The 20,750-nt window shown below is 61.4% G+C and carries 18 protein-coding genes and 2 pseudogenes; 17 read left to right on the top strand and 3 right to left on the bottom strand.

Translation table 11 applies throughout. The annotated features are described in order from the left end of the window. Window positions 1–352 precede the first annotated feature (352 nt). From E3O47_RS01395 to E3O47_RS16745, 5 genes are all read left to right on the top strand, one after another. On the top strand, window positions 353–568 hold the full coding sequence (locus E3O47_RS01395; RefSeq protein ID WP_104101798.1) for a DUF2945 domain-containing protein: 216 nt from the start codon (window positions 353–355) through the stop codon (window positions 566–568). Window positions 569–617: 49 nt separating this feature from the next. Beyond that, window positions 618–752 (top strand): hypothetical protein, encoded by a 135-nt coding sequence (locus E3O47_RS16750; protein WP_255570364.1) that lies wholly within the window; start codon window positions 618–620, stop codon window positions 750–752. Further along, window positions 731–1,078, top strand: coding sequence for a DDE-type integrase/transposase/recombinase (locus E3O47_RS01390; protein ID WP_166785303.1), 348 nt, complete (start codon window positions 731–733; stop codon window positions 1,076–1,078). Before E3O47_RS16750 ends, E3O47_RS01390 begins: the two co-directional genes overlap by 22 nt. A gap of 602 nt (window positions 1,079–1,680) precedes the next feature. Continuing rightward, window positions 1,681–2,319, top strand: a complete 639-nt coding sequence (locus E3O47_RS01385) for a GPP34 family phosphoprotein (protein WP_134419363.1) — start codon at window positions 1,681–1,683, stop codon at window positions 2,317–2,319. Window positions 2,320–2,357: 38 nt separating this feature from the next. Further along, window positions 2,358–2,483: a hypothetical protein gene (locus E3O47_RS16745; protein ID WP_255570936.1), complete on the top strand. Its 126-nt coding sequence runs from the start codon at window positions 2,358–2,360 to the stop codon at window positions 2,481–2,483. Window positions 2,484–3,073: 590 nt separating this feature from the next. Here the strand turns inward: E3O47_RS16745 and E3O47_RS01380 are convergent. Next, window positions 3,074–3,430, bottom strand: coding sequence for a TetR/AcrR family transcriptional regulator C-terminal domain-containing protein (locus E3O47_RS01380; protein WP_134419362.1), 357 nt, complete (start codon window positions 3,428–3,430; stop codon window positions 3,074–3,076). 36 nt (window positions 3,431–3,466) lie between these two features. Here E3O47_RS01380 and E3O47_RS01375 point away from each other — a divergent pair, with 36 nt between their 5' ends. Both E3O47_RS01375 and E3O47_RS01370 read left to right on the top strand, forming a co-directional pair. Continuing rightward, window positions 3,467–4,021, top strand: a complete 555-nt coding sequence (locus tag E3O47_RS01375) for a post-COAP-1 domain-containing protein (protein WP_134419360.1) — start codon at window positions 3,467–3,469, stop codon at window positions 4,019–4,021. Window positions 4,022–4,723: 702 nt separating this feature from the next. Next, window positions 4,724–5,425, top strand: coding sequence for a transposase (locus E3O47_RS01370; RefSeq protein WP_134419359.1), 702 nt, complete (start codon window positions 4,724–4,726; stop codon window positions 5,423–5,425). Between the two features lie 50 nt (window positions 5,426–5,475). Here E3O47_RS01370 and E3O47_RS01365 read toward each other — a convergent pair whose 3' ends face one another. Next, window positions 5,476–6,324, bottom strand: coding sequence for an alpha/beta hydrolase (locus tag E3O47_RS01365; RefSeq protein WP_104101834.1), 849 nt, complete (start codon window positions 6,322–6,324; stop codon window positions 5,476–5,478). A gap of 420 nt (window positions 6,325–6,744) precedes the next feature. Between E3O47_RS01365 and E3O47_RS01360 the strand changes: the two genes are divergently transcribed. From E3O47_RS01360 to E3O47_RS01340, 5 genes are read left to right on the top strand one after another with little or no spacing between them, the layout of a single operon-like run. Beyond that, window positions 6,745–10,473 carry a nitrate reductase subunit alpha gene (locus E3O47_RS01360; protein ID WP_104101837.1) on the top strand — a complete coding sequence of 1,243 codons (3,729 nt, stop codon included), beginning with the start codon at window positions 6,745–6,747 and terminating at the stop codon, window positions 10,471–10,473. Further along, window positions 10,473–12,194: a nitrate reductase subunit beta gene (narH, locus tag E3O47_RS01355; RefSeq protein ID WP_104101839.1), complete on the top strand. Its 1,722-nt coding sequence runs from the start codon at window positions 10,473–10,475 to the stop codon at window positions 12,192–12,194. The genes E3O47_RS01360 and narH overlap by 1 nt, the downstream gene beginning before the upstream one ends. Continuing rightward, on the top strand, window positions 12,191–12,838 hold the full coding sequence (gene narJ / locus E3O47_RS01350) for a nitrate reductase molybdenum cofactor assembly chaperone (protein ID WP_347232574.1): 648 nt from the start codon (window positions 12,191–12,193) through the stop codon (window positions 12,836–12,838). The genes narH and narJ overlap by 4 nt, the downstream gene beginning before the upstream one ends. Then, the gene (narI, locus tag E3O47_RS01345; RefSeq protein ID WP_104101842.1) at window positions 12,838–13,593 is read left to right on the top strand and encodes a respiratory nitrate reductase subunit gamma; all 756 of its coding nucleotides are present in this window, start codon (window positions 12,838–12,840) and stop codon (window positions 13,591–13,593) included. Before narJ ends, narI begins: the two co-directional genes overlap by 1 nt. Window positions 13,594–13,620: 27 nt before the next feature. After that, a complete protein-coding gene (locus tag E3O47_RS01340) occupies window positions 13,621–14,841 on the top strand; it encodes an MFS transporter (RefSeq protein WP_134419364.1) in 1,221 nt (406 codons plus the stop codon). Between the two features lie 665 nt (window positions 14,842–15,506). On the opposite strand, the gene E3O47_RS01335 is transcribed toward E3O47_RS01340, so the two are convergent. Beyond that, complete coding sequence (locus E3O47_RS01335) at window positions 15,507–15,740, bottom strand: hypothetical protein (protein WP_134419358.1); 234 nt, start codon at window positions 15,738–15,740, stop codon at window positions 15,507–15,509. A 393-nt stretch (window positions 15,741–16,133) separates the two neighbouring features. Between E3O47_RS01335 and E3O47_RS01330 the strand changes: the two genes are divergently transcribed. The 5 genes and pseudogenes from E3O47_RS01330 to E3O47_RS01310 all read left to right on the top strand — a co-directional run. Continuing rightward, window positions 16,134–16,904 (top strand): hypothetical protein, encoded by a 771-nt coding sequence (locus E3O47_RS01330; protein WP_104101847.1) that lies wholly within the window; start codon window positions 16,134–16,136, stop codon window positions 16,902–16,904. Between the two features lie 260 nt (window positions 16,905–17,164). Then, entirely contained in the window at window positions 17,165–17,635 is a 471-nt protein-coding gene (locus tag E3O47_RS01325; protein WP_166785893.1) for a class F sortase, read from the top strand. 208 nt (window positions 17,636–17,843) lie between these two features. Continuing rightward, a complete protein-coding gene (locus E3O47_RS01320; protein ID WP_134419357.1) occupies window positions 17,844–18,254 on the top strand; it encodes a hypothetical protein in 411 nt (136 codons plus the stop codon). A gap of 344 nt (window positions 18,255–18,598) precedes the next feature. Beyond that, window positions 18,599–19,402, top strand: a pseudogene (locus E3O47_RS16360) (magnesium transporter CorA family protein). A 179-nt stretch (window positions 19,403–19,581) separates the two neighbouring features. After that, window positions 19,582–20,585, top strand: a pseudogene (locus tag E3O47_RS01310) (magnesium and cobalt transport protein CorA); the annotation flags it as partial. Window positions 20,586–20,750 lie beyond the last annotated feature (165 nt).

Genomic DNA, 20,750 nt, shown 5'->3' with positions numbered 1-20,750 from the left:
TAGAGAGTTTCGGTCGCGACGCGGATTCGGTCGGTGACATCGGTGAGTTTGAGTTCTCCCAGCAGGTCAAGCAGGGCAGACTGGTCTAGAGCCATCGTGTGGTGTCCTTTGTGAGTTCTTTGATCGGCACTCACTGACCATCCCACGGTGGCTCTTCACGTTGACGAAGCAACACTCAAGAGCGGGAAACCACACCACTCACGGGGACGTAACCGAGGGCCGTCACGAGCGCGTGGCAAATCAAGCGTGGAAAACGAATTACGCGGGCACGATCATTCCTTAGAACAGACAGGAACATGACACTCAGCCCACCCCTCTAGCCCAGGTCCGTCTCCGTCCGTATGCTTCAAGGATGACAGACTTCAGCACAGGCGACCGGGTCAGTTGGGCGACGTCTCAGGGGCGAACTCAGGGGGAGGTAATCGAGAAGAAGACGAGCGATTTTGACTTCGCGGGCAAAACGTTCCACGCCTCGAAAGATGACCCTGCATTTATCGTGAAATCTGAGAAAACGGATGCCGAAGCCGCGCATAAGGCCGGTGCCCTTCGCAAGCTGTCGCCACGTTAGGGGCAACTCAGCGCGCGACCGTGGCCAGCACCATGCGCCGCCTGGGTTGGTGAGCATCAGCCCCAAACGCTGGCGCACCACCACGGTCAGCCAAACCGAGGACGCCTATCCGGTCGACGCCGTCAAACGGCAGTGGGATACCGGGGCTCTGAACCAGGTCTGGTGGGCGATATCACCCACCTGAGGACCTGGGAAGGGTGGCTGTATTTAGCCACCGTGATCGACGCGCACTCGCGCCGCGTGATCGGCTGGGCCATCGCCGACCACATGCGAACCGACCTCATCCAGGACGCCCTGGTCATGGCCATGGCGCTCTGCGGTGAGCGGCCCGAGCAGGTGATCTTTCTTTCCGATTGCGGCACCAAATACGCGTCAGCGCAGATCACCGCGTTCGCTAAAGCGCACCGCATCACCCGGTCGATGGGCTATACCGGGGTCTGCTGGGATAACGCGATGGCGGAAAGTTTCTTCGCCACGCTCCAGACCGAGTTCTACCACCGACGCGTCTAGCCCAGCAACAACAAGGTATCCCGGGAAGTCGGCGCCTGGATCGAAGACCGCTACAACCGGCGCCGCCGGCACACATCCCTCGGCCAGATCAGCCCCGTCGACTTCGAACTGCAATACTCAAACCAGAACGCGGTCTTCGCTAAAGCTGCGTAACCCCGTATCCACTAACCGTGGGCAAGGCCACAAGGCGCTCGCTCAGCGAACCGGACCGGCGATCCGCTCGTCGTGACAAAAACTCGACCGGCTCAGCCTGTCGCTGGAGAACCTCCTCGATCTATCGAACTCCCTCCAGGAGTTCGGAGACACGGGCCCCACGATCTACCGGCGCCGGGCCAAACCATGAGCCTCGGCCGTCCGTCGGAGAAAGAGTCAGCAGCTCATCGACCTTGAGCAGCGACATTCCCGCTGGGGACTCCTCCCCGATTCGGCAAATCGGGAGATCGACAAGATCGGCGACTTCGGACAGGCGACGGCGGGGGTCGTATCCGATGTCGCATCGGACGTCGGAAATGCCGTCTCTGATGGCGCCGAAGCAGTAGGCGACTTCGTCGAGGATGCGTGGCCATGGTGACCTTGCCCCGTCGGCCTGAAAGAATAGGACCATGACAGACGCCACCACGTCGATGCCGAGCATCGCCGAAGACGTCCAGCTGATGCTCCAGCAGAGGCCGGGACAGCTCGAACCCGACCAGATCATGCCGGGCGCCGGCGCTTTGATCGAACTCGCGCTCGAAGGACGCATCCTGACAGACCCGAAGGCCGGATTTCTAACCGAGCCCGCTGACAACGCCCGCCTCGTGGTCGTCGACGACTCGCCGACCGGGTCCGCCATGTTGGATGACGCCCTTGCAGCGGTATCTGCTCGGCGACGACCCCCATTCGCCTACAAGGTGCTTCAGCCGGTGACTGTCGCCGTGGTGCCCCACCTCTATGTGGCACTCGTCGAGCGCGGGGTCGTACGCGAAACCGGCGGCTATCCGACCGGACGTGATCGACTCGAGATCGCTGACGAGTCTGTGTTCCTCGAGCGCAAGTCCGTTCTGGCGCGGGCGCGGACCCTGCCAGCAACGGTGTCGGATCCCCGAATCGGGGCGGTCATCGACCTGCTGCGTAACAACGGCACGTACCGTGGAGAGACGGGTCTGCTGTCGATCATCGCCGGGGACTGGTACCCGCCAGCGACGAGGGACGTCATCTCGTCGATACTTCGCGGCGTCCGCCATATGTCCACATCGCAATGAATGCGTGACCGTACGACTTTCCACGGGAGAGGATGAACATGACCGATACCGAAACGATGACCCCCACGTCTTCGTTACCCGCGACGCCGGCGTCCCCGAATGTGGATGACATCGGTTTCTGGGTGCACGAGCTGCAGTATCTGTTCAGCATCTCGCCGGGATAGCGCGGATCGGCAAGGGCTTCGGTGTTCTCGGTTCTCGGGGTCGGTGTGGGCGTTCTCAACATGGCTACCGGCGTCAACGGGATGTTGGACGGCGACGTCAGCTCAGACGACAGGTGGGCTCTCGCCGATGGTGTCGCGGGAACGATCACGAGCATCGGTTCGTTCGCCCTTCCGCCCGCGGGAGAGGTATTTGCAGGTGTCGGCGCGGCCTATACCGCCGGACGCTGGGCGGATCGCGAAGGTCAATGAAGAGGGCGGCGACGTCATCCAAGCCATGATCGGGAGCGTCGGCGCGAACCCACGGAAGGGCGCCACCCACACCCGCGCTGACATCCTCGACGAGCTGCTCATCGACGATGTGGCGGCCCTCGGTGCGTCCCAATATCCCGGCGGGTTCCAGTCTCTAGGACCATGCCCCATGTTGCCCCACGTCAATTCGCCCAGGCGCCCATCCATACGGGTTTTGTCTAGCAGCCGGGAGACCAGTCCGACAGACCCCCGAACAAGTGTGTGAGTCGCAAAGCTAAGCGGCGGTATCGCGTTGGCGCATTGTGGCCGGTCGTGCGTGTTCCCAGTCTTCCTCGTCAGTCTCAGCGCAGATCGTCGAGACCGGAATCGCTGGCGTAGGCGGTGAGAAATACGCGCGTGGCCTCCGCTGCATGGGCCCTCATTGCGGTGGTCGTCGGGAGGGCCTCGTCGCCCAGGAGCATGGCTTCGTTGACCAGCGCGGCGAGTACCAGCCAATTCAGGGTCGTGGCTGCTACTGCTGGGCTCGGTGTGCTCAGGAGTCCGCGCTGTACGAGCTTGGAGATGACGATGGCCAATGATTGGATCGATCGTTGGGGACCGTTTTCGAATAGGGCTTGGGCCAGTTCGGGGAAGCGGCTGACCTCTCCGCTCACTAGGCGTCGTAGGCGGAGCAGCCTCGGTGTCATGACGATTCGCATCTCGGTGACCTGTCGAACAAGACGGTCGTCTTTACCGTGACCGACTCGAACATGGTGACGCAGACGTTCTCCGCGACGACCAACGCCAGCGGAGTGGCCAGCATCACCGTGCCGCTCGCCTCGAGCGTGTACGCGGTCAAGGCCGAGTTCGCTGGCAACGACTACTACCTGGGATCTGCGACTGCTGCCGACACGCTGGTTACCGTCCAGGCCACCGGGGCCAAGGTGACCGGTGGCGGTTGGACATCCATCTCGACGGGCCGTACGTCATTCGGGTTCAACGTGATCCCCGAAGCCACCGGCTTCATGGGACAGTTCCAGTTGCGCGCCAAGGCCGACAAGGCCAAGTTCCACGGCAACACCGCGATCAGCCTGGTCGTCTCAGGGAACACGGCGACGTGGACCGGCGGCGGGAAGTGGAACGGCACCGCGGGCTACACCTTCCAGGTGTCGGTCGTGGACAACGGGGCCTCAGGGGGGAAAAAGGGCGACACGATCAAGGTCGTGATCAAGAACCCCTCCGGTACCGTGGTCTTCACCACGGGTTCGACGCCGGTGGCCCTCAGGGGCGGCAACATCACCATCCACTGAACCGAGGAGTTGTGCGGCCAGCTGGGTGCTGGCCGCACAACCTCTGCGCGGGTGACGGCAATGGCTCTGACTGCGGGCTCAGCGCGGCCAGCGACGCGGAACATGGGCGGTTCTGCGCCGACACCGTCTGACCGAAGCGTAGAGACGACCAACGCCACCGCGGTGACCTATACGGGAAGCGCGCGCAGCGCCACAGGGGTGGCGCAATAATCGTTGTCCAATCGTGGCGGGCGCCTGCCGCGGGATCCTCGGCACAACGCGTGTCCAATCTGGTCGTCGGGCTTGGTGACCGCGAGGGATGCTGCGGTTGCATAGTTGGGTGCAGATGACCCGGCACGGGTACGCCTTGTCCGCGCGGACCCGGTCTGGGCATCCTTGGAAGGCAACACGGAAACCTTCAGTTCGGCGAGCAGTCGGGGTAGCGCGGGGGAGTCCCCGGACTCGGCAACGGGTCAGCGACAAGCCTTAGGAGCGTGGGCCAGTCGTAGCAGTGTTTAAAACGCCGGTCGCGTTCCCGGGCTTTGGTATGGGGTCTGGAAAACTACTTGTGAGCGATTCGGATGGTCTGTTTCCCGCGACGAAGCTTGAGCATGTTGACCTGGTCGTGGATGACGGTGTTGAGGCTGGCGCGAATGTGAATAAACGGTTTTGAGTGTTCGAGCCGGCCGCGGTGATGTTGGTGCCACATCGCTGGTTGAGTGGTTGCCGCAGAATCACCTCTCTCCCTTCATCGCGGATATCGTCGAAACCCAGCTCGACCTGACGAAGGTTTACGCGTCGTATGCAAAGTCGAAGGGACAGCCGCCGTATGACCCCCGGCTGATGGTGCGTGTCCTGCTCTACGGGTATTGCGTCGGGATCCGGTCATCGCGGGAGCTGGCACGGGTCCGCGTGGATATGGTCGCGTTTCGCTGGTTGGCCGCGCAGCAGGCCCCAGATTTTCGTTCCATTGCCCAGTTCCGGAAACGCCACCTCTCCAGCTTGGGGAACGTGTTCTTGCAGGCGTTGGAACTCGGCCGCACTGCCGGGATGGTATCGCTCGGGCAGGTCGCGTTGGACGGCACGAAGGTGTGCGCGAACGCGTCCCTGCGCAAGGCGATGAGTCACGGTCGGTTGACAGAGAAGCAGAAGGTCCTCGCCGCTGAAGTCTCCGCGCTGCTGGCTGACGCGGACGCGATCGGCGTTGCCGAGAATGCGCGGTTCGGGAAAGACAAACGCGGCGATGAGTTGCCGCCGGAGCTCGCGCGGCGGGAGTCCCGCCTGGTGAAACTTGCCGAGGCGCGCGCTGCATTGGAGGCCGACGCGGCCGCTCTGGCTCGGAAGGACGCGGATAAGAAAGCCCGGGACAAGACTTTAGTGTCGGGCTATTCATGCATGGCTACGACCTATCACAAGGCGAAATAATCCTGCTTAAAGGGTACGTAACCCCGTCGGCGAGGTCCTTACGCGGTTGGCTATTTCGCGAGGAATGCGAGTACGTGCTGGTTCCATTCGTCCTTGTGCGAAACGGTGACCCCGTGCGGGGCGTCTGTGATCACGACGAGTTTGCTGCCGGCAATGGCCTCGTGAGTACGTTTGCCACTCACCTCGAATGGCACGATGGTGTCGGAGTCACCGTGGATGACCAGAGTCGGCACCGTGATTTTCGTAAGGTCGTCGCGGAAGTCGGTAGTGGAGAATGCGGTTACGCAGTCGAGCGTCCCCTTCGGCGATGCCAGTTGAGCGATGTCGAGATTATAGGCAATCTGCTCGGAGCTAACCTTTGGAGTGTTGACCGGGGACGGCTTGCCGGCGGTGAAGAACATCTGCAAAAATTCGTGCAGGAACGCCGGCCGGTCTCCGGTCAAGCCGTCGTGGAACCATTGAGCCAAATCGGCGTCGACGCCCCCGTCAGGGTTGTCATCCGATTTCCAGAGGTAAGGCGGCACGGCGCTGGCGAAGACGAGCTTGGCGATGCGGGCGGTGCCATAGGTACTGACGTATCGAGCGAGCTCTCCACCGCCCATCGAGAATCCGACGAGGGTGACCTCCCGCAGATCGAGGGTATCGATCACGGCCTTCAGGTCGGCGGCGAACGTGTTGTAGTCGTACCCATCCCAAGGCTGTGACGACTGGCCGAACCCGCGACGGTCAAAAGTGATGACCCGGTAGCCGGCCTCGACCAGTGCGGGTACCTGCCCCTCCCAGGACCTACTACTCAGGGGCCAACCGTGGATCAGTACGACGGGCTTACCGGCTCCGACGTCTTCGTAGTGCAGTTCGACGTCGGGACCGTTGTGATCCGGGGCGGTGATGAAGGGCATGGTCTCTCCTCTTAATCGGGGCGGTTCGTTGGAGGCAATACGAAATGTGCTACAGAGACAATAGGGGTTCGCTGGGAGAATGCTGAGCTGATGAGCACAGAGGCAAACCGTGTCACCATCACCGCTCCGCGGAAGGGGCAGCTTAAAACCGTCGGACGCCGAAACGAATTGCCTGGCGAGCCGCAGCCCTCCACGCACGGCGCACTTCCTTGCGGACGCTGCTGAAGTACGTCTTCTCAACCGACGTCAGTGCGAACACTTAGCTCTACTATCCATGGCGTCCTGGATTAAGAAGTGAGGTGTTTTTGAGAAACCCGGTTCAACCCTGTTTCCCAGGATGACAGTCTCGTGTTAGGTGTTGACCATCCGCGTTCACGGGCACTACTAGCGGACTGCAAGGGCGATATATAGAATCTCCCCATGGCAGCTGCTCCAGTGCCTGCCGGTTTGGACGGAAAAGCGTCGGACACCATGTTGGCGCTAGGCCGTTTTTTCACTCGGTGGGACCAAACAGATGATGGGCGCGCAGTGTTCCGTGAAGGCGGGCGCAAGGGCGATGTGTTCTACCGCGACCGGTGGAGCCATGACAAGGTGGTGCGTTCCACCCACGGGGTGAACTGCACGGGGTCGTGTTCGTGGAAGGTTTACGTTCGGGACGGCATTATCACTTGGGAGTCGCAGCAGACGGATTACCCGTCGGTGGGCCCCGACAGTCCGGAGTACGAGCCGCGGGGGTGCCCCCGTGGTGCGGCGTTCAGTTGGTACACCTACTCACCCACGCGGGTGCGGTATCCGTACGCCCGTGGAGTTCTCGTCGAAATGTACCGTGAGGCGAAGGTTCGTCTCCAGGACCCCGTGCTCGCTTGGGCCGACGTTGTGGACGACCCTGAACGACGTCGTTGCTACCAGCAAGCGCGAGGGAAGGGCGGGCTCGTCCGGATTCCGTGGCAGGAGGCGATCGAAATCGCCGCCGCCGCCCACGTCCACACGATCAAGAAGTACGGTCCGGATCGGTGTTCCGGGTTCTCCCCGATCCCGGCCATGTCTATGGTGTCGCACGCGGCGGGTAACCGGTTCATCCAGCTCATCGGCGGGGTGATGACGTCTTTTTACGACTGGTATGCCGACCTTCCCGTGGCCTCTCCGCAGGTGTTCGGCGACCAGACAGACGTGCCTGAATCAGGTGACTGGTGGGATTCCACCTATCTGATGATGTGGGGATCAAACGTTCCCGTGACGCGCACGCCTGACGCGCACTTTATGGCGGAGGTGCGGTATCGCGGCACAAAGGTGGTCGCGATCAGCCCCGACTATGCCGACAATACGAAGTTCGCCGACGAGTGGCTGCCCGCCCAGGCCGGCACTGACGCGGCGCTTGCGATGGCGATGGGGCACGTGATGCTCAAGGAATTCTTCGTCGACCGGCAGGTGCCCTATTTCAGCGGCTATGTGCGCCGCTACACAGATCTGCCCTTCCTTGTCCGGCTCGAGGAGCACGCTGGCGGTGGGCTGGTGCCCACGAAATTTTTGATGGCGGCTGACTTGCCCGACAAGGCGCATATTCCGGATGCTGCGTTTAAAACGGTCTTGCTTGACTCAGCCACTGGCGCTCCCGTGGTGCCCAATGGTTCCATCGGCTACCGGTACGGTGAAGCGGGTAAGGGCAAGTGGAACCTCGACCTCGAGGGTGTCGACCCGGCGTTGAGCCTTCTCGATGAGTCCGTCTCAGGCCAGCCCCCGGAGACCGCTGAGATCCGGATGCCCTGCTTCGAGGCACCCTCCGGGGAGGGGTCGATCGTGACTCGCGGCGTTCCCGTCCGGCGAGTGGCCGGGCACCTGGTAACCACGGTGTTCGACCTGATGCTCGCTCAATACGGGGTTGGGCGTCCAGGACTGCCGGGCGACTGGGCGACCGACTACGACGACGCGTCGACGCCGTACACGCCGGCCTGGCAGGAGGAGATCACGAGCGTGCCGGCCGCCGCGTGCATCCGGGTGGCGCGAGAATTTGCCCGCAACGCTGAGGAATCGAAGGGGCGGTCCATGATCATTATGGGGGCCGGTATCTGCCAGTGGTTCCACGGTGACGCCACCTACCGTGCGGTTCTCTCGCTCGTGATGCTCACCGGATGCATGGGGCGAAACGGCGGCGGATGGGCGCATTACGTCGGCCAAGAGAAAACCCGTCCGATCACGGGATGGATTTCTCTCGCTAACGCTCTGGACTGGAGTCGACCGCCGCGCACCATGATCGGTACCGGGTATTGGTACATGCACACCGACCAATGGCGCTCAGATGGGTACTCGGCCGACTCGCTCAAGTCCCCTCTCGCTGATGGGCACTTCGACGGTATGCACACCGCGGACACGATCGCGCAGTCGAACAGGCTCGGTTGGATGCCGTTCTACCCTCAGTTCGACCGCAACCCGCTTGACCTCGCCGATGAGGCGCAAGCGGCGGTGGATGCGGGGGAGGCGCCCGACGCCCCCACCTGGATCGCCGATGCCCTCAAAAGCAGGCGGCTGACCCCCGCCATCGACGATATCGACGCTCCCGAAAATTGGCCGCGCACCCTGGTGCTCTGGCGCTCCAACCTTTTCGGCTCATCTGCCAAGGGCAACGAGTACTTTTTGCGCAACCTTCTCGGCACTCACAACAACGTGATGGGTGCCGACCACATGAACGCTGCCCGACCGCGTGATGTGAAATGGCACGACGAGGCTCCGGAAGGAAAACTGGACCTGCTCGTCTCAGCTGATTTCCGGATGACGTCAACCACACTGTTGTCGGACATCGTCTTTCCGGCTGCAACTTGGTACGAAAAACACGACCTTTCCTCTACCGACATGCACCCCTTCGTGCACGCCTTCAGCCCCGCAATCGACCCACCGTGGGAGGCGAAAACCGACTTTGACACGTTTCGACTGCTCGCCGAGGAGTTTTCCCGGCAGGCGGTGACGCACCTCGGCACCCGACGGGACCTGGTCAGTGTGCCGCTGCAACACGATACGCCGGGGGAGATAGCGCAGCCGGGTGGAGTGGTGCGCGACTGGCGGAACACCGATATACCGGCGGTCCCCGGTCAAAATATGCCTGTCTTCTCGATCGTCGAACGGGACTACACCGCTATCGCGGAGAAGCTAGCCACGGTTGGACCCCTCGCGGAGGAACGCGGTTTCACCGTGAAGAACATCACCTATCGGATGGGGCACGAGATCGAGCGGCTCGCCCGAAGCAACGGGGTGATGCTCGGTGGTGCGGGGAACGGCCGCCCGGCCATCGATACCGATGCGAAGTTCGCCCAGGCCATCCTGAGCTTTTCCGGCACCACCAATGGCGAACTGGCCGTGCAGGGGTTTCGCGAACTGGAAGAGCAGACCGGCATGAAGCTCGTCGACCTTGCCGAGGGATCCGAAGAGAAGCGGGTGACCTTTGCGCAGACGCAAGCGGGGCCCGTCCCTGTCATCACTTCGCCTGAGTGGTCCGGGTCGGAGACTGGTGGGCGTCGGTATTCCCCGTTCACGATCAACGTCGAGCGGCTGAAACCCTGGCACACCCTCACCGGCCGGATGCACTTCTTCCTCGACCACGACTGGATGCGCGACCTCGGGGAGGCCCTCCCGATTTACCGACCACCGCTGGATATGCAGCGCCTGTTTGGCGAACCTCGGTTTGGCCCGAACGGAACAACCGAGATCACAGTGCGCTATCTGACTCCACACTCGAAGTGGTCGATCCACTCAGAATATCAGGACAACCTTTTTATGCTGTCTCTATCGAGGGGAGGACCGACGGCTTGGATTAGCCCCATGGATGCGGCGGCCATCTCGGTCTCTGACAATGACTGGATCGAGTGTGTCAACTTCAACGGCGTGTACGTGTGCCGCGCCGTGGTCAGCCATCGGATGCCCGCGGGAGTCGTTTACGTTTACCACGCGCAAGAGCGCACGATCGATGTACCCAAGTCGGAGGCGACGGGCCGCCGGGGCGGAATTCACAACTCGCCCACCCGCCTGCTCGTCAAACCCACCCACCTAATTGGCGGGTATGCGCAGCTGTCGTACGCCTTCAACTATCTGGGCCCAACCGGGAACCAGCGTGACATGGTCACCACAATCCGAAAGCGTTCCCAGGAGGTGCGGTACTGATGCGCGTGATGGCTCAAATGGGCATGGTGATGAACCTCGACAAATGCATCGGGTGCCACACCTGCTCGGTGACCTGCAAACAGGCGTGGACGAATCGCGCCGGAACCGAATATGTCTGGTTCAACAACGTGGAAACCCGGCCGGGGCAGGGGTACCCGCGACGCTACGAGGACCAGGAACAGTGGAAGGGCGGTTGGCAGCTAAACAAGAAGGGCCGACTTGTGCTGAAGGGGGGCGGACGCCTGAAGAAGCTTTTCGGAATCTTCGCAAGCCCCGTGCAGCCCGAGTTGAAGGATTATTACGAGCCCTGGACCTATGACTATAAAACACTGATCGACGCACCGCTGGGAGACGACTTCCCAGTGGCCCGCCCGAAATCCTTGATCACGGGCGAGGACACCAAAATCAGTTGGTCAGCGAACTGGGACGACGACCTCGGCGGCGCCCCTGAGATGGGTCACCTTGACCCCATCGTGGAGAAGGTGCGGAGGGAGTCGGAGGACAAGATTAAGTTCGCCTTTGAACAAACTTTTATGTTCTACCTTCCGCGGATCTGTGAGCACTGCCTCAACCCTTCCTGCATGGCATCGTGTCCATCCGGTGCCATCTACAAGCGCGTGGAAGACGGCATTGTGCTCGTCGATCAGGACAAGTGCCGCGGCTGGCGCCAGTGCATCACCGGCTGCCCGTACAAGAAGATCTACTTCAACCACAAAACCGGCAAAGCCGAGAAGTGCACCTTCTGTTATCCGCGGGTGGAAATTGGCCTCCCCACAGTCTGCTCCGAAACGTGTGTCGGGCGCCTCCGCTATCTCGGCTTGTTCCTCTATGACGCCGACCGCGTCACCGACGCCGCAGCGGTGACGGATGTCACCGACCTGTACGAATCGCAGATGGACGTGCTCCTCGACCCGAACGACCCCGAAGTGGCCGCTGCCGCCCTCGACCAAGGCATTCCCAGCGATTGGCTGGACGCCGCACGGAAATCGCCCGTGTACGCTCTCGCGAAGGTGTACAAGGTGGCGTTACCGCTGCACCCGGAGTATCGCACGATGCCCATGGTCTGGTATGTGCCCCCGCTGTCTCCCATTGTCGATCTCCTGAGCGAACAGGGCCACGATGCCGAAGACAACGGCAACCTCTTTGGCGCCATCGACGCGCTGCGCATTCCCGTCGAGTACCTCGCCGAACTTTTTACCGCTGGCGACACCGACAAGATCACCGAGGTTTTGCGCAAACTCGCGGCGATGCGCGCCTACATGCGCGGCATCACGATGGGACAAAAACCTGACCCGTCGATCCCCGCGGCTGTGGGGATGACGCCAGGCAACATGTATGAAATGTACAGGCTGATGGCGATCGCAAAGTACGACGAGCGCTACGTTATCCCCAAGGCGCACGTCGAGCAGGCGCATGACCTGGAGGAGATGGGCTGCTCGGTCGATTTCGAGGGCGGGCCGGGCATGTACGAAGACTCGCCGTTCGGGGAGGCGAGTGGTCGACCGACGCCCGTCGCCGTGGAGAACTTCTACGCGCTCAAAGATCGGCAGACTTCCGACACTCCCGCCGGCGAGCAGTCGCTCCGGGGCCGCGTAAACCTCCTCAACTGGGACGGCAACGGAAGCCCCGTGGGTTCTTTCTCCGAGAAACGCGACCAGCCGCGCGCTGCACCGCCGTCACCGGCTGATTTGCGCCCACCGACGGATGGCGGTGCGCTGTGAGGCGTGACCGGGCTGCAGCTCATAGCCTGGCGCTGCGGGTCTTCTACCAGGCTGCCTCGTGGTGCCTGTCGTATCCGGACGCTCAACTCGTGGGAAGGTGCGAGTTGATGCGGTCCGCACTGGCCGAACAGGGCCCGGCAGCACCTGATCTCACCGCGGTCATCGCGTACCTTGAGAACACCGCGATCGGCACCCTCCAGCGCTCCTACGTTGAGACGTTCGACCTCAGTAAGCATCATCCGCTCTACCTGTCCTATTGGACGGATGGCGACACCCGGCGCAGGGGCGACGTGCTGGCTGCGTTCAAGCAGGTGTACCGGGGGAGCGACTATCTGACCAATACGCACGGTGAGTTGCCCGACTTCTTGCCGCTGGTGCTCGAGTTCGCGGCTGTGGCCAGCCCAGTAGCAGGCCGGGACCTGCTCATCCAGTACCGGCCCAGCGTCGAAATGCTCCGGCTTTCACTCACGGAGCACGGGTCGCCGTACGCCACCGTGATGGACGGCATTTGCGCCACACTTCCAGGCCCCTCGCCCGCCGACCGGCAGGCCGTGCAAGCCATGGCCGGCGTCGGCCCCCCCGCCGAAAGTGTCGGACTTGAACCGTACGACCCGCGCCTGCTTCCTTTGAACGCGAGCTCGTGATGTGGGACGTGCTGCTCTGGGGAATTCTCCCCTATGTGATGGTGGCGATCCTGATCAGTGGAACTATCTGGCGCTACCGTTACGACCAATTCGGTTGGACCACCCGCTCGTCCCAGCTCTACGAATCCCGGCTCCTGCGCATTGGATCGCCAATATTTCATTTCGGGTTCCTCGCCGTCATCGCCGGGCATTTCTTCGGCCTGGTGATCCCGATGTCCTGGACACTCTTTTTCGGGATGAGCCAGGACTTCTATCACCTCAACGCTCTGCTGGTCGGCGGCGTTGCGGGGGTCTGCACTCTCGGTGGCATTGTGATCCTGATCTATCGGCGCCGCAAAACCGGGCCGGTCTTCATGGCCACGACCACCAACGACAAGATGATGTACATCGTGTTGACCGCCGCGATCGTCCTGGGGCTCTGGACCACCCTCGCTAGCGTTTTCAGCGGCGAGCATGGCCACAACTACCGTGAAACCGTGTCGCCCTGGTTTCGTTCGCTTTTCATTCTGCAACCAGATATCGCGGCCATGGCCGCAGCTCCGTTCTCCTTCCACATTCACACCCTCGTGGGCATGATTTTGTTCGTCGTGTGGCCCTTCACCCGGCTGGTGCACGCCTTCACCGCACCTCTGCACTACCTGTTCCGGCCCTACATCGTCTACCGGTCCAGAGATCAAGAGCCCGGGCAGATTCGGCCGGTGCGCCGCGGGTGGGCGCCCATCGGAACCCAGGATCGCACCCGGGACAAACGCTGATCGGAGGTGCGGGTAATGGGCACACCGATGGGCTCGAAAATGACTGCACGGCAGAAGGCACACCACAGCAAGGGTGTGAACCTCACCCTCGCGACTCTCACCTCCGTCGTGTGCTTCTGGGCGTGGACGAGTGTCTCGCCGCTCGGCATCCGCTATACCGAGTCGATGAATCTCTCGTCGGCCCAGACGTCTGTACTCGTGGCGATGCCCATACTCGTCGGATCGATCGGCCGCATTCCAGTGGGCGTGCTCACCGACCGATTCGGCGGACGCCTCCTATTCACACTGGTACTGCTTGCATCCGTCCCCGCCCTCTTGCTCGTCGCGCTTGCCGGAACCCTCAACGCATTTGCCTTCCTGGTCGTGGCAGCGCTGTTGCTCGGCGTAGCCGGAACCGTGTTCGCCGTGGGAATTCCATTCGTGAGCCAGTGGTACCAACCATCCCGCCGAGGCTTTGCAACCGGCGTCTTCGGGGCAGGGATGGGCGGCACCGCAGTGTCGGCCTTCTTCACTCCACGTTTGGTGGAATGGCTCGGATACGTTCCAACTCACCTCATCATCGCGACGCTCCTCCTCGTCACCGCAATATGCGTATGGACACTTATGGCAGAGGCCCCCGGATTCACGGCCAGCACTGATCCATTCCTTCCCAAGCTCACCGCGGCGGCGCGGCTCAGCTTGACGTGGCAGATGAGTTTTCTCTATGCGCTGGTCTTCGGCGGATTCGTCGCTTTTTCCACCTACCTGCCCACGTATCTCCGCCAGATATACGATTTCGACCTCACTGCCGCGGGGACACGAACGGCTGGGTTTGCGGTTGCCGCCGTTATTCTCCGCCCCATCGGCGGAATTCTTGCCGACCGCATCGGTCCGAAGCCAGTGGTAATCGGGTCGCTGGCGGCGGTGGCCGTTCTCGCTTGGGTGGTGAACCTCCGTCCCGATGGCGAGATCCCCGCCGGCCTCACCTTTGTCGCGATGGCGTCTGCACTCGGTCTCGGTGCTGGGGGAGTGTTCGCCTGGATCGGGAGGAGCGCACCGCCCGCCAGAGTGGGGGCGGTGAGTGGCATCGTCAGCGCTGCCGGTGGGTTAGGCGGATACTTCCCGCCACTGGTGATGGGGGCCACCTACAACGCTGCGGAAAACAGCTATGCGATCGGACTAATTCTCCTCGCTGGTACCGCTCTGGCCGCTCTGATTTTCACGATCCTTTTTGTGAAAAACCGACCGTCTGCCACCACGACTCAGTGACATTTCCAAAGACCTACGCCCGCTCGTTCGTGTCGCCCGTCGCGTTGTTTGACGGTGGCGGGGTCACCGTCGGTGACGTCGACCGGGTTTGTTAAAGCCTTGTCGGAAGTTTCCGGTGCGAGGTGGATGGCGTGACGGCGTGGATGGTGTCGTTGGCGAAGTGTGGGTTGGACTGGCCGGCAGCTTCAAGGTGCTGCGGATGTAATCGGTCGTATCGGCTGCGTTCATCCCGATCATTGTCCCGGGTGGAGATGTTTCGGTCTGGCGCTGGGAGCACCGCGAGTTTGAGCTCACCGACGCCGAAGTGTGTGCTGCCCGATAAGGCGTATCGCGATGTGCGATCCGGTGTCCATGTCGACGTTTGTGAGCATGCGGAGCATTTTGAGGTGGGTGTTGGCGAGCAGGTGTGCCTCACCGATGACGAAGGATATGAGCTAAGTAGGGCATCCGCTCCGCGAGCGATGTTGTGATGCAGCGACGTAATTGGCGCTTAGAGACTGGCTTCATGACGCTCTGCCAGCGAGCACCCGGGTCGACCTTTGAAGGTCCGATTAGCTCTGGCAACTCGAAGTCCACTGGAGTGACAGGCCCGATCGAGGAGTGGCGCCGGCGGCGGTGCCGCGACAGAAGTCTCGGCCAAGGGTGGTGGCGGTGGTGGAGGTCTTCTATTTCTTCGGACAGATCTCGCCATCGTTAGGCGTTTCCTGGTCGTGGCGACAGTTCTTCGGGAAATGATTTCCACCCCCAATCGACGCCGGCGATGGCGGACGGCCGATGTCGACGAGGCGGACCATGCGGGTGATGGTGAAATTGATCTCTATTACGCCAATCGATTCAGACGCCTGGACCTCGTATTCGATGCTTCCTGGTGGAAGAAGGTCGACGCTTTTTTCAAGCACGCCCTGTCCATCTTCAGATCCGCGTCTTTTTGCCGTAGCCGCTGCAGCTCGGCCCCTTCAGACTCCATTACTTCGGCCCATCGGGTTTCGTTGAGTGCCTTGAACGCGGTCACCATGCGGCCCAGGGTTGCCTCGTTGACTCCGCTCTCGGGTGACGGTCGCGACCGTTTTGCCGGTGGTGATGATCAGCTTCACGGCCTCGTCTGCTTGCTCAAAAGTGAACTCTCGACGTGTTCTTTCCAGAGTAACCAGTGTGTCCTGTGAGTTGTCGGCCACCAGGGCCAGGGCCACTCTTGACATATAAGGCCTGTACGCACAAACTCAACTGAAGAATACTCTTTTATGTTTTCGCTCCGATATGTTTTCGAAACTACCTCCTAGTAAGGGACTTTGATGAATAAGAAAACAGCAGTGTTTTTTGTGCCCGCGTTTGCTTTAGGTGTCGCCGTATTGACGAGTGGTCCAGCCTTTGCAGCCACTGGTGACGCGTCCTACCAGGGGACGCTGGATGCGATCAACGGCAGCAACGGCAGCGGCACCATCTCCGTTGAGGTTTCCGGTGATCAGGCCACAGTCACCCAGACCGTCAAGGGTCTGGCCGAGACCTTCGACGGTAAGCCGTACCCGCACGTACAGCACATCCACATCGGTGCGAAGGGGGAATGTCCCACCACGGCAGCTGACACCGATGGAGATGGTGTGATCAGCACGACCGAAGGTCAGCCGTCCTACGGAGAGATTGGCACAACGTTGTCCACGAGCGGCGACACGAGTCCGGCGGCCGGAACTGATCTAACGCTTGCCGGGATGGGTGCAAACTACGACTACAACCGAACCTTCACTCTGGATGCCGCCACCGCGGCCTCGCTGGAGGCAGGCACGGCGGTTGTGGTGGTCCACGGGCTAGACCCGGCCACGTTGACGAAAGCAGCACAGGACGCAAAGAGTGACTTGGTTCCGAGTCTGCCCTTGGCAGCAACGTCGCCGGCTCTGTGTGGCGCCCTGAGCGCGTCGCAGGCGAACATGCCTGACGGTGGCGTGGAAACCGGTGGTGGCAGCACTTCGAGCGGTGCTGACATGGGCCTTCTCGCCCTCGGTGCCGGGGCCCTGACCGCTGCAGGTGGCGCGGTGATGATTCGTCGGCGTCTTGCCGCACGAGGCTGAGATCGGTTTGATCCCCGGTGATTATCCCGGCTGAAAAGCGTCGTCGCGGTAGCCGTCTGGCTACCGCGGCGGCGGTTCTGCTCTTCACCGTCGGCTGTGCGGCGATCGGCTTCGCCCTGTGGGGCAACCCTCCTCCTCCACGGCCGCCTGCCTCGGCTGCCGTATCAGCCCCATCGCAGGAGTCCGTCTCCGTTACACCCTCACCGGAGCCCATCTCAGATCCGCCGACTCCGCGGGTTGACCAGGTTGTCGGCCCGACCTTGACCGACTCCGAGCCCACTCAGATCAATGTCCCCGCGATTGAAGTGGACTCTGTCCTGATGCAATTGGGACAGAATCCTGATGGCACGGTGCAGACGCCGTCGTTGGACGAGGCCTCTCCGGCCGGCTGGTACACCGGTTCGCCCACCCCCGGCGCGATCGGACCTTCCGTCATCCTGGGTCACGTCGACTCCAGGGTGCAGGGGCGCGCGGTGTTTTACCGACTTGGCGAGATGCGTCCCGGCGACGAGATTTTGGTTACCCGAGCCGATGCGACAGTGGCGGTATTCGTGGTCGACGGAGTGGAGGAATACCCGAAAGATGATTTTCCGCAGTTCGCCGTCTACGGCAACACCGATCATGCGGGATTACGGCTGATCACCTGCGGTGGAGAGTTCAACGAAACCACTCGTACGTACCCAGATAATGTTGTTGTCTACGCCAGCTTGGTGTCCAGCCATGCGGCGTAGCAGGACAAAGACGCGTGTCAACAGGCCCGACTGGCTGCTTGCGATCGCGGTGGCTTCCACGGCTTTGCTGGTTGGATGCGCCACCACCTCCTCCGGCGCCGTGAACACAATGGCCCCCGGAATGTCCATGCCAGGCACGTCGGCCTCCCCGACTCCGCAGTCGAGCTCGGCAGGCAGCGCGGAGGCAGGACCGTCCGCAGCATCACAGATGATTTGTGGCACCGAAACACGCGACAACATCACACGTGCGCTAACTCTCGCCGCCCCGCCACACTCCGTCGACAGCTGGATCAATCGCCAATACACCTGCACATACCATCTGACTGATGGAGAATTCGTGATCTCGGTGCAGGAATCCTCGGACGCAGCGTCTGCCCGCAGCTACTTCGACACAATGCAAGGAAACCTTGCCCCAGTCCAACCCATTGAAGGACTCGTGAATCTCGGATTGCCTGCTTACGAAACCACAGGCGGCGTGGTCGTCTTCCTCAAAGACAACATGACGTTACAAGTTGACGCCAGAAAGTTGACGGATAGGATCGGGCCGCATGGCGTCACCCGCACCGCGTTTTCCTATCAAGTAGCTACTGCCATCCTGGGCTGCTGGACCGAACACTAGTCCGGCCGCGCGTCGAATTAGCCAAGCCCGGGCCGCCTATAGCGGGACTCGCGTCCTAAAATCCAGCCGGGGGTTGGTGGGGATCTGTCTGGCCATCAGGGACTGGGTTCTTGCGCATGCCAGAGGCGTAACAGTGCGAAGACCATGCCGTTTGGAGAGGGATAGTCGCCCAATGCACCTTCGTGAATCGCGAAACGGGATCCCAGAAGATCACGGGTGTACATGGTTGACTATGCTGTTCCCACTCCTCGTACCCGCTGTTACCGTGATGATGTCCTCATCGACGAGAACTTTGCGCTGGCCGATGTGTCCGAACATCTTGAGTTGCCCAACTCCATGGTTTGGTGGACTTCTGTACCCCGGATGGTGCCGACCTCGCATTACTCACCGAGGAGCTGGGTTTGCACGAGTTGGCCGTCGAAGACGCCACGAAACTGCGTCAGCGGCCGAAGCTCGATCACTATCCCGATCACTCGTTTTTGTCTGCTTGCGCTGTCGGCTTCGATCCGGCCTTAAAAGCGGTTACCACCGACGAGATTGCCGCCTTCATCACGGCCCGTGCACTGGTTACCGTGCACTAGGAGGAGAGCATCGATTTGGACAATGTGGTTGCCAGATGGGACTCTTTCCCGGACTTGGCGAAGCATGGTGTCGCCTTCCTGTTGCACGGACTGTTGGACTAACTTGTCGACGGGTACTTCGAGGCGGTAGACGCCCTCGACGAGGAGATCGAAGAGCTCCAGAACCAGCTATTCGTGCCCTCGGCCGACCAGGAAGCCCTGCAACGGAATTCTTTCGCGCTCCGGAAGAGCCTGGTAACGCTTCGGCGGGTGATCCTACCGATGCGCGAAGTGGTGAACACGCTCCTCCGTCGCGACCTTCACCTTGTGGCCGACGAGATGGGTCCTTACTGTCAGGATGTCTACGACCATGTACTGCGCGCTATGAAATGGACGGAGAGCCTGCGCGACCTCGCCACGAGTATCCTCGAAGCGAATCTGGCCCTCCAGGGAAACCGGCTCAACGTGATCACCAAGAAGGTGACGGGACTGCCATCATCGCCATATCGACGGCCGTCACCGGCTTCTACGGCCAAAACGTGCCCTACCCCGGGTTTAGCGAGATCGGAGGCTTCTTCAGTTCGGTAGCGTTTATCGTGGGCTTCTCCACGCTGTTGTTTTCTCAAACGCAACGACTAAATCTAGGATCCTGACCCGCACTCACGTGCGGTGCTCTCCCGTCCCATCCTGATCGACGCCCTGATTGCACGCCGTCTTTGGGCTCTGCTCGCACACTTTCTCGCACGACTGAACGGTGGGTCACGACCATGGCATTGATTGACAACGGCATCTACTTAGCCGGACACCGCGCGGAGAGCCCCCGCAGCCGTGAGAAAACGTACCAGGCCCTCCGCGAGAACGCTGGCATGGCGTGGATCGGACTCTACAGACCGGACGCCACCGAGATACGGTCGGTTGCCAGCGAATTCGATCTCCACCCGCTGGCCGTCGAAGACGCCCTGACCGGCCATCAACGAGCCATGCTCGAGCGGTACGGATCCACGTTGTTCCTCGTCTTGCGCCCCGCACGATACATCGACGAGAAGGAAGAGGTGGAATTCGGTGAGCTTCACCTCTTCATCGGCGAGGACTTTGTTGTCACCGTTCGCCACGCCGAATCGATGACCCTCAGCCGGGTCAGGCACAGCCTCGAGGCGAATCTCCCGCTTATCGCGAAGGGTCCACAAGCCGTGCTGTACTCCATCCTTGACGAGGTAGTCGATGAGTATGCACCCGTCATCGCCGGACTCGAGAACGATATCGACGAAATCGGAAACCAACTCTTTGACGGCGACCCCAGCGTCTCCCGACGCATCTATGACCTCTCCCGGGAAGTTATCGAGTTCCAGCGCGCGGTGCACCCCTCCTTATCGGGATGCTCCAAGCGCTCCTCCGCGGCTCGGAAAAATACCAGGTCGAACTGGAGCTCCAACGTTCCTTCCGCGACGTCTTGGACCACGCTATCCGCGTCGTCGATCGAGCGGACTCATTCCGCGCCATCCTTCAAAACGCACTGACCGTGCACCCCACCCTGGTGAATCAACGGCAGAATGACGAAATGCGCCACATGTCTGAGACGAGCCTCGTTCAGAACGAACAGGTCAAGAAGATTTCCTCCTGGGCGGCCATCCTCTTCGCCCCAGCCCTCGTCGGCACGGTCTACGGCATGAACTTCGACTTCATGCCCGAACTGCACTGGACTTTCGGATACCCGATCGCACTCGGAAAGATGGTCTTCCTTGGCGTTGCCCGGTACGTGGTCTTCGAGAAAAAAAGTGGCTGTGACCCGCGCTCGAGGCCGACAGCACTTCGAGCTCAGATCTTTGCCCTGAGCGTGCGGCGCTCGCTCGTGTGTGGCTCACAATAGAGGTGTTGTTCGCATTCGATAGATCTGCTCGCACCCTCTATTGACCGGCGCGGGCGGGATGGAAGATCA

Source organism: Cryobacterium sp. TMT2-17-1 (assembly GCF_004402765.1).
Lineage (GTDB): Bacteria > Actinomycetota > Actinomycetes > Actinomycetales > Microbacteriaceae > Cryobacterium > Cryobacterium sandaracinum.
Note: the sequence above shows the minus strand (reverse complement) of the source record. Positions and strands in the feature narration are given on the sequence as shown.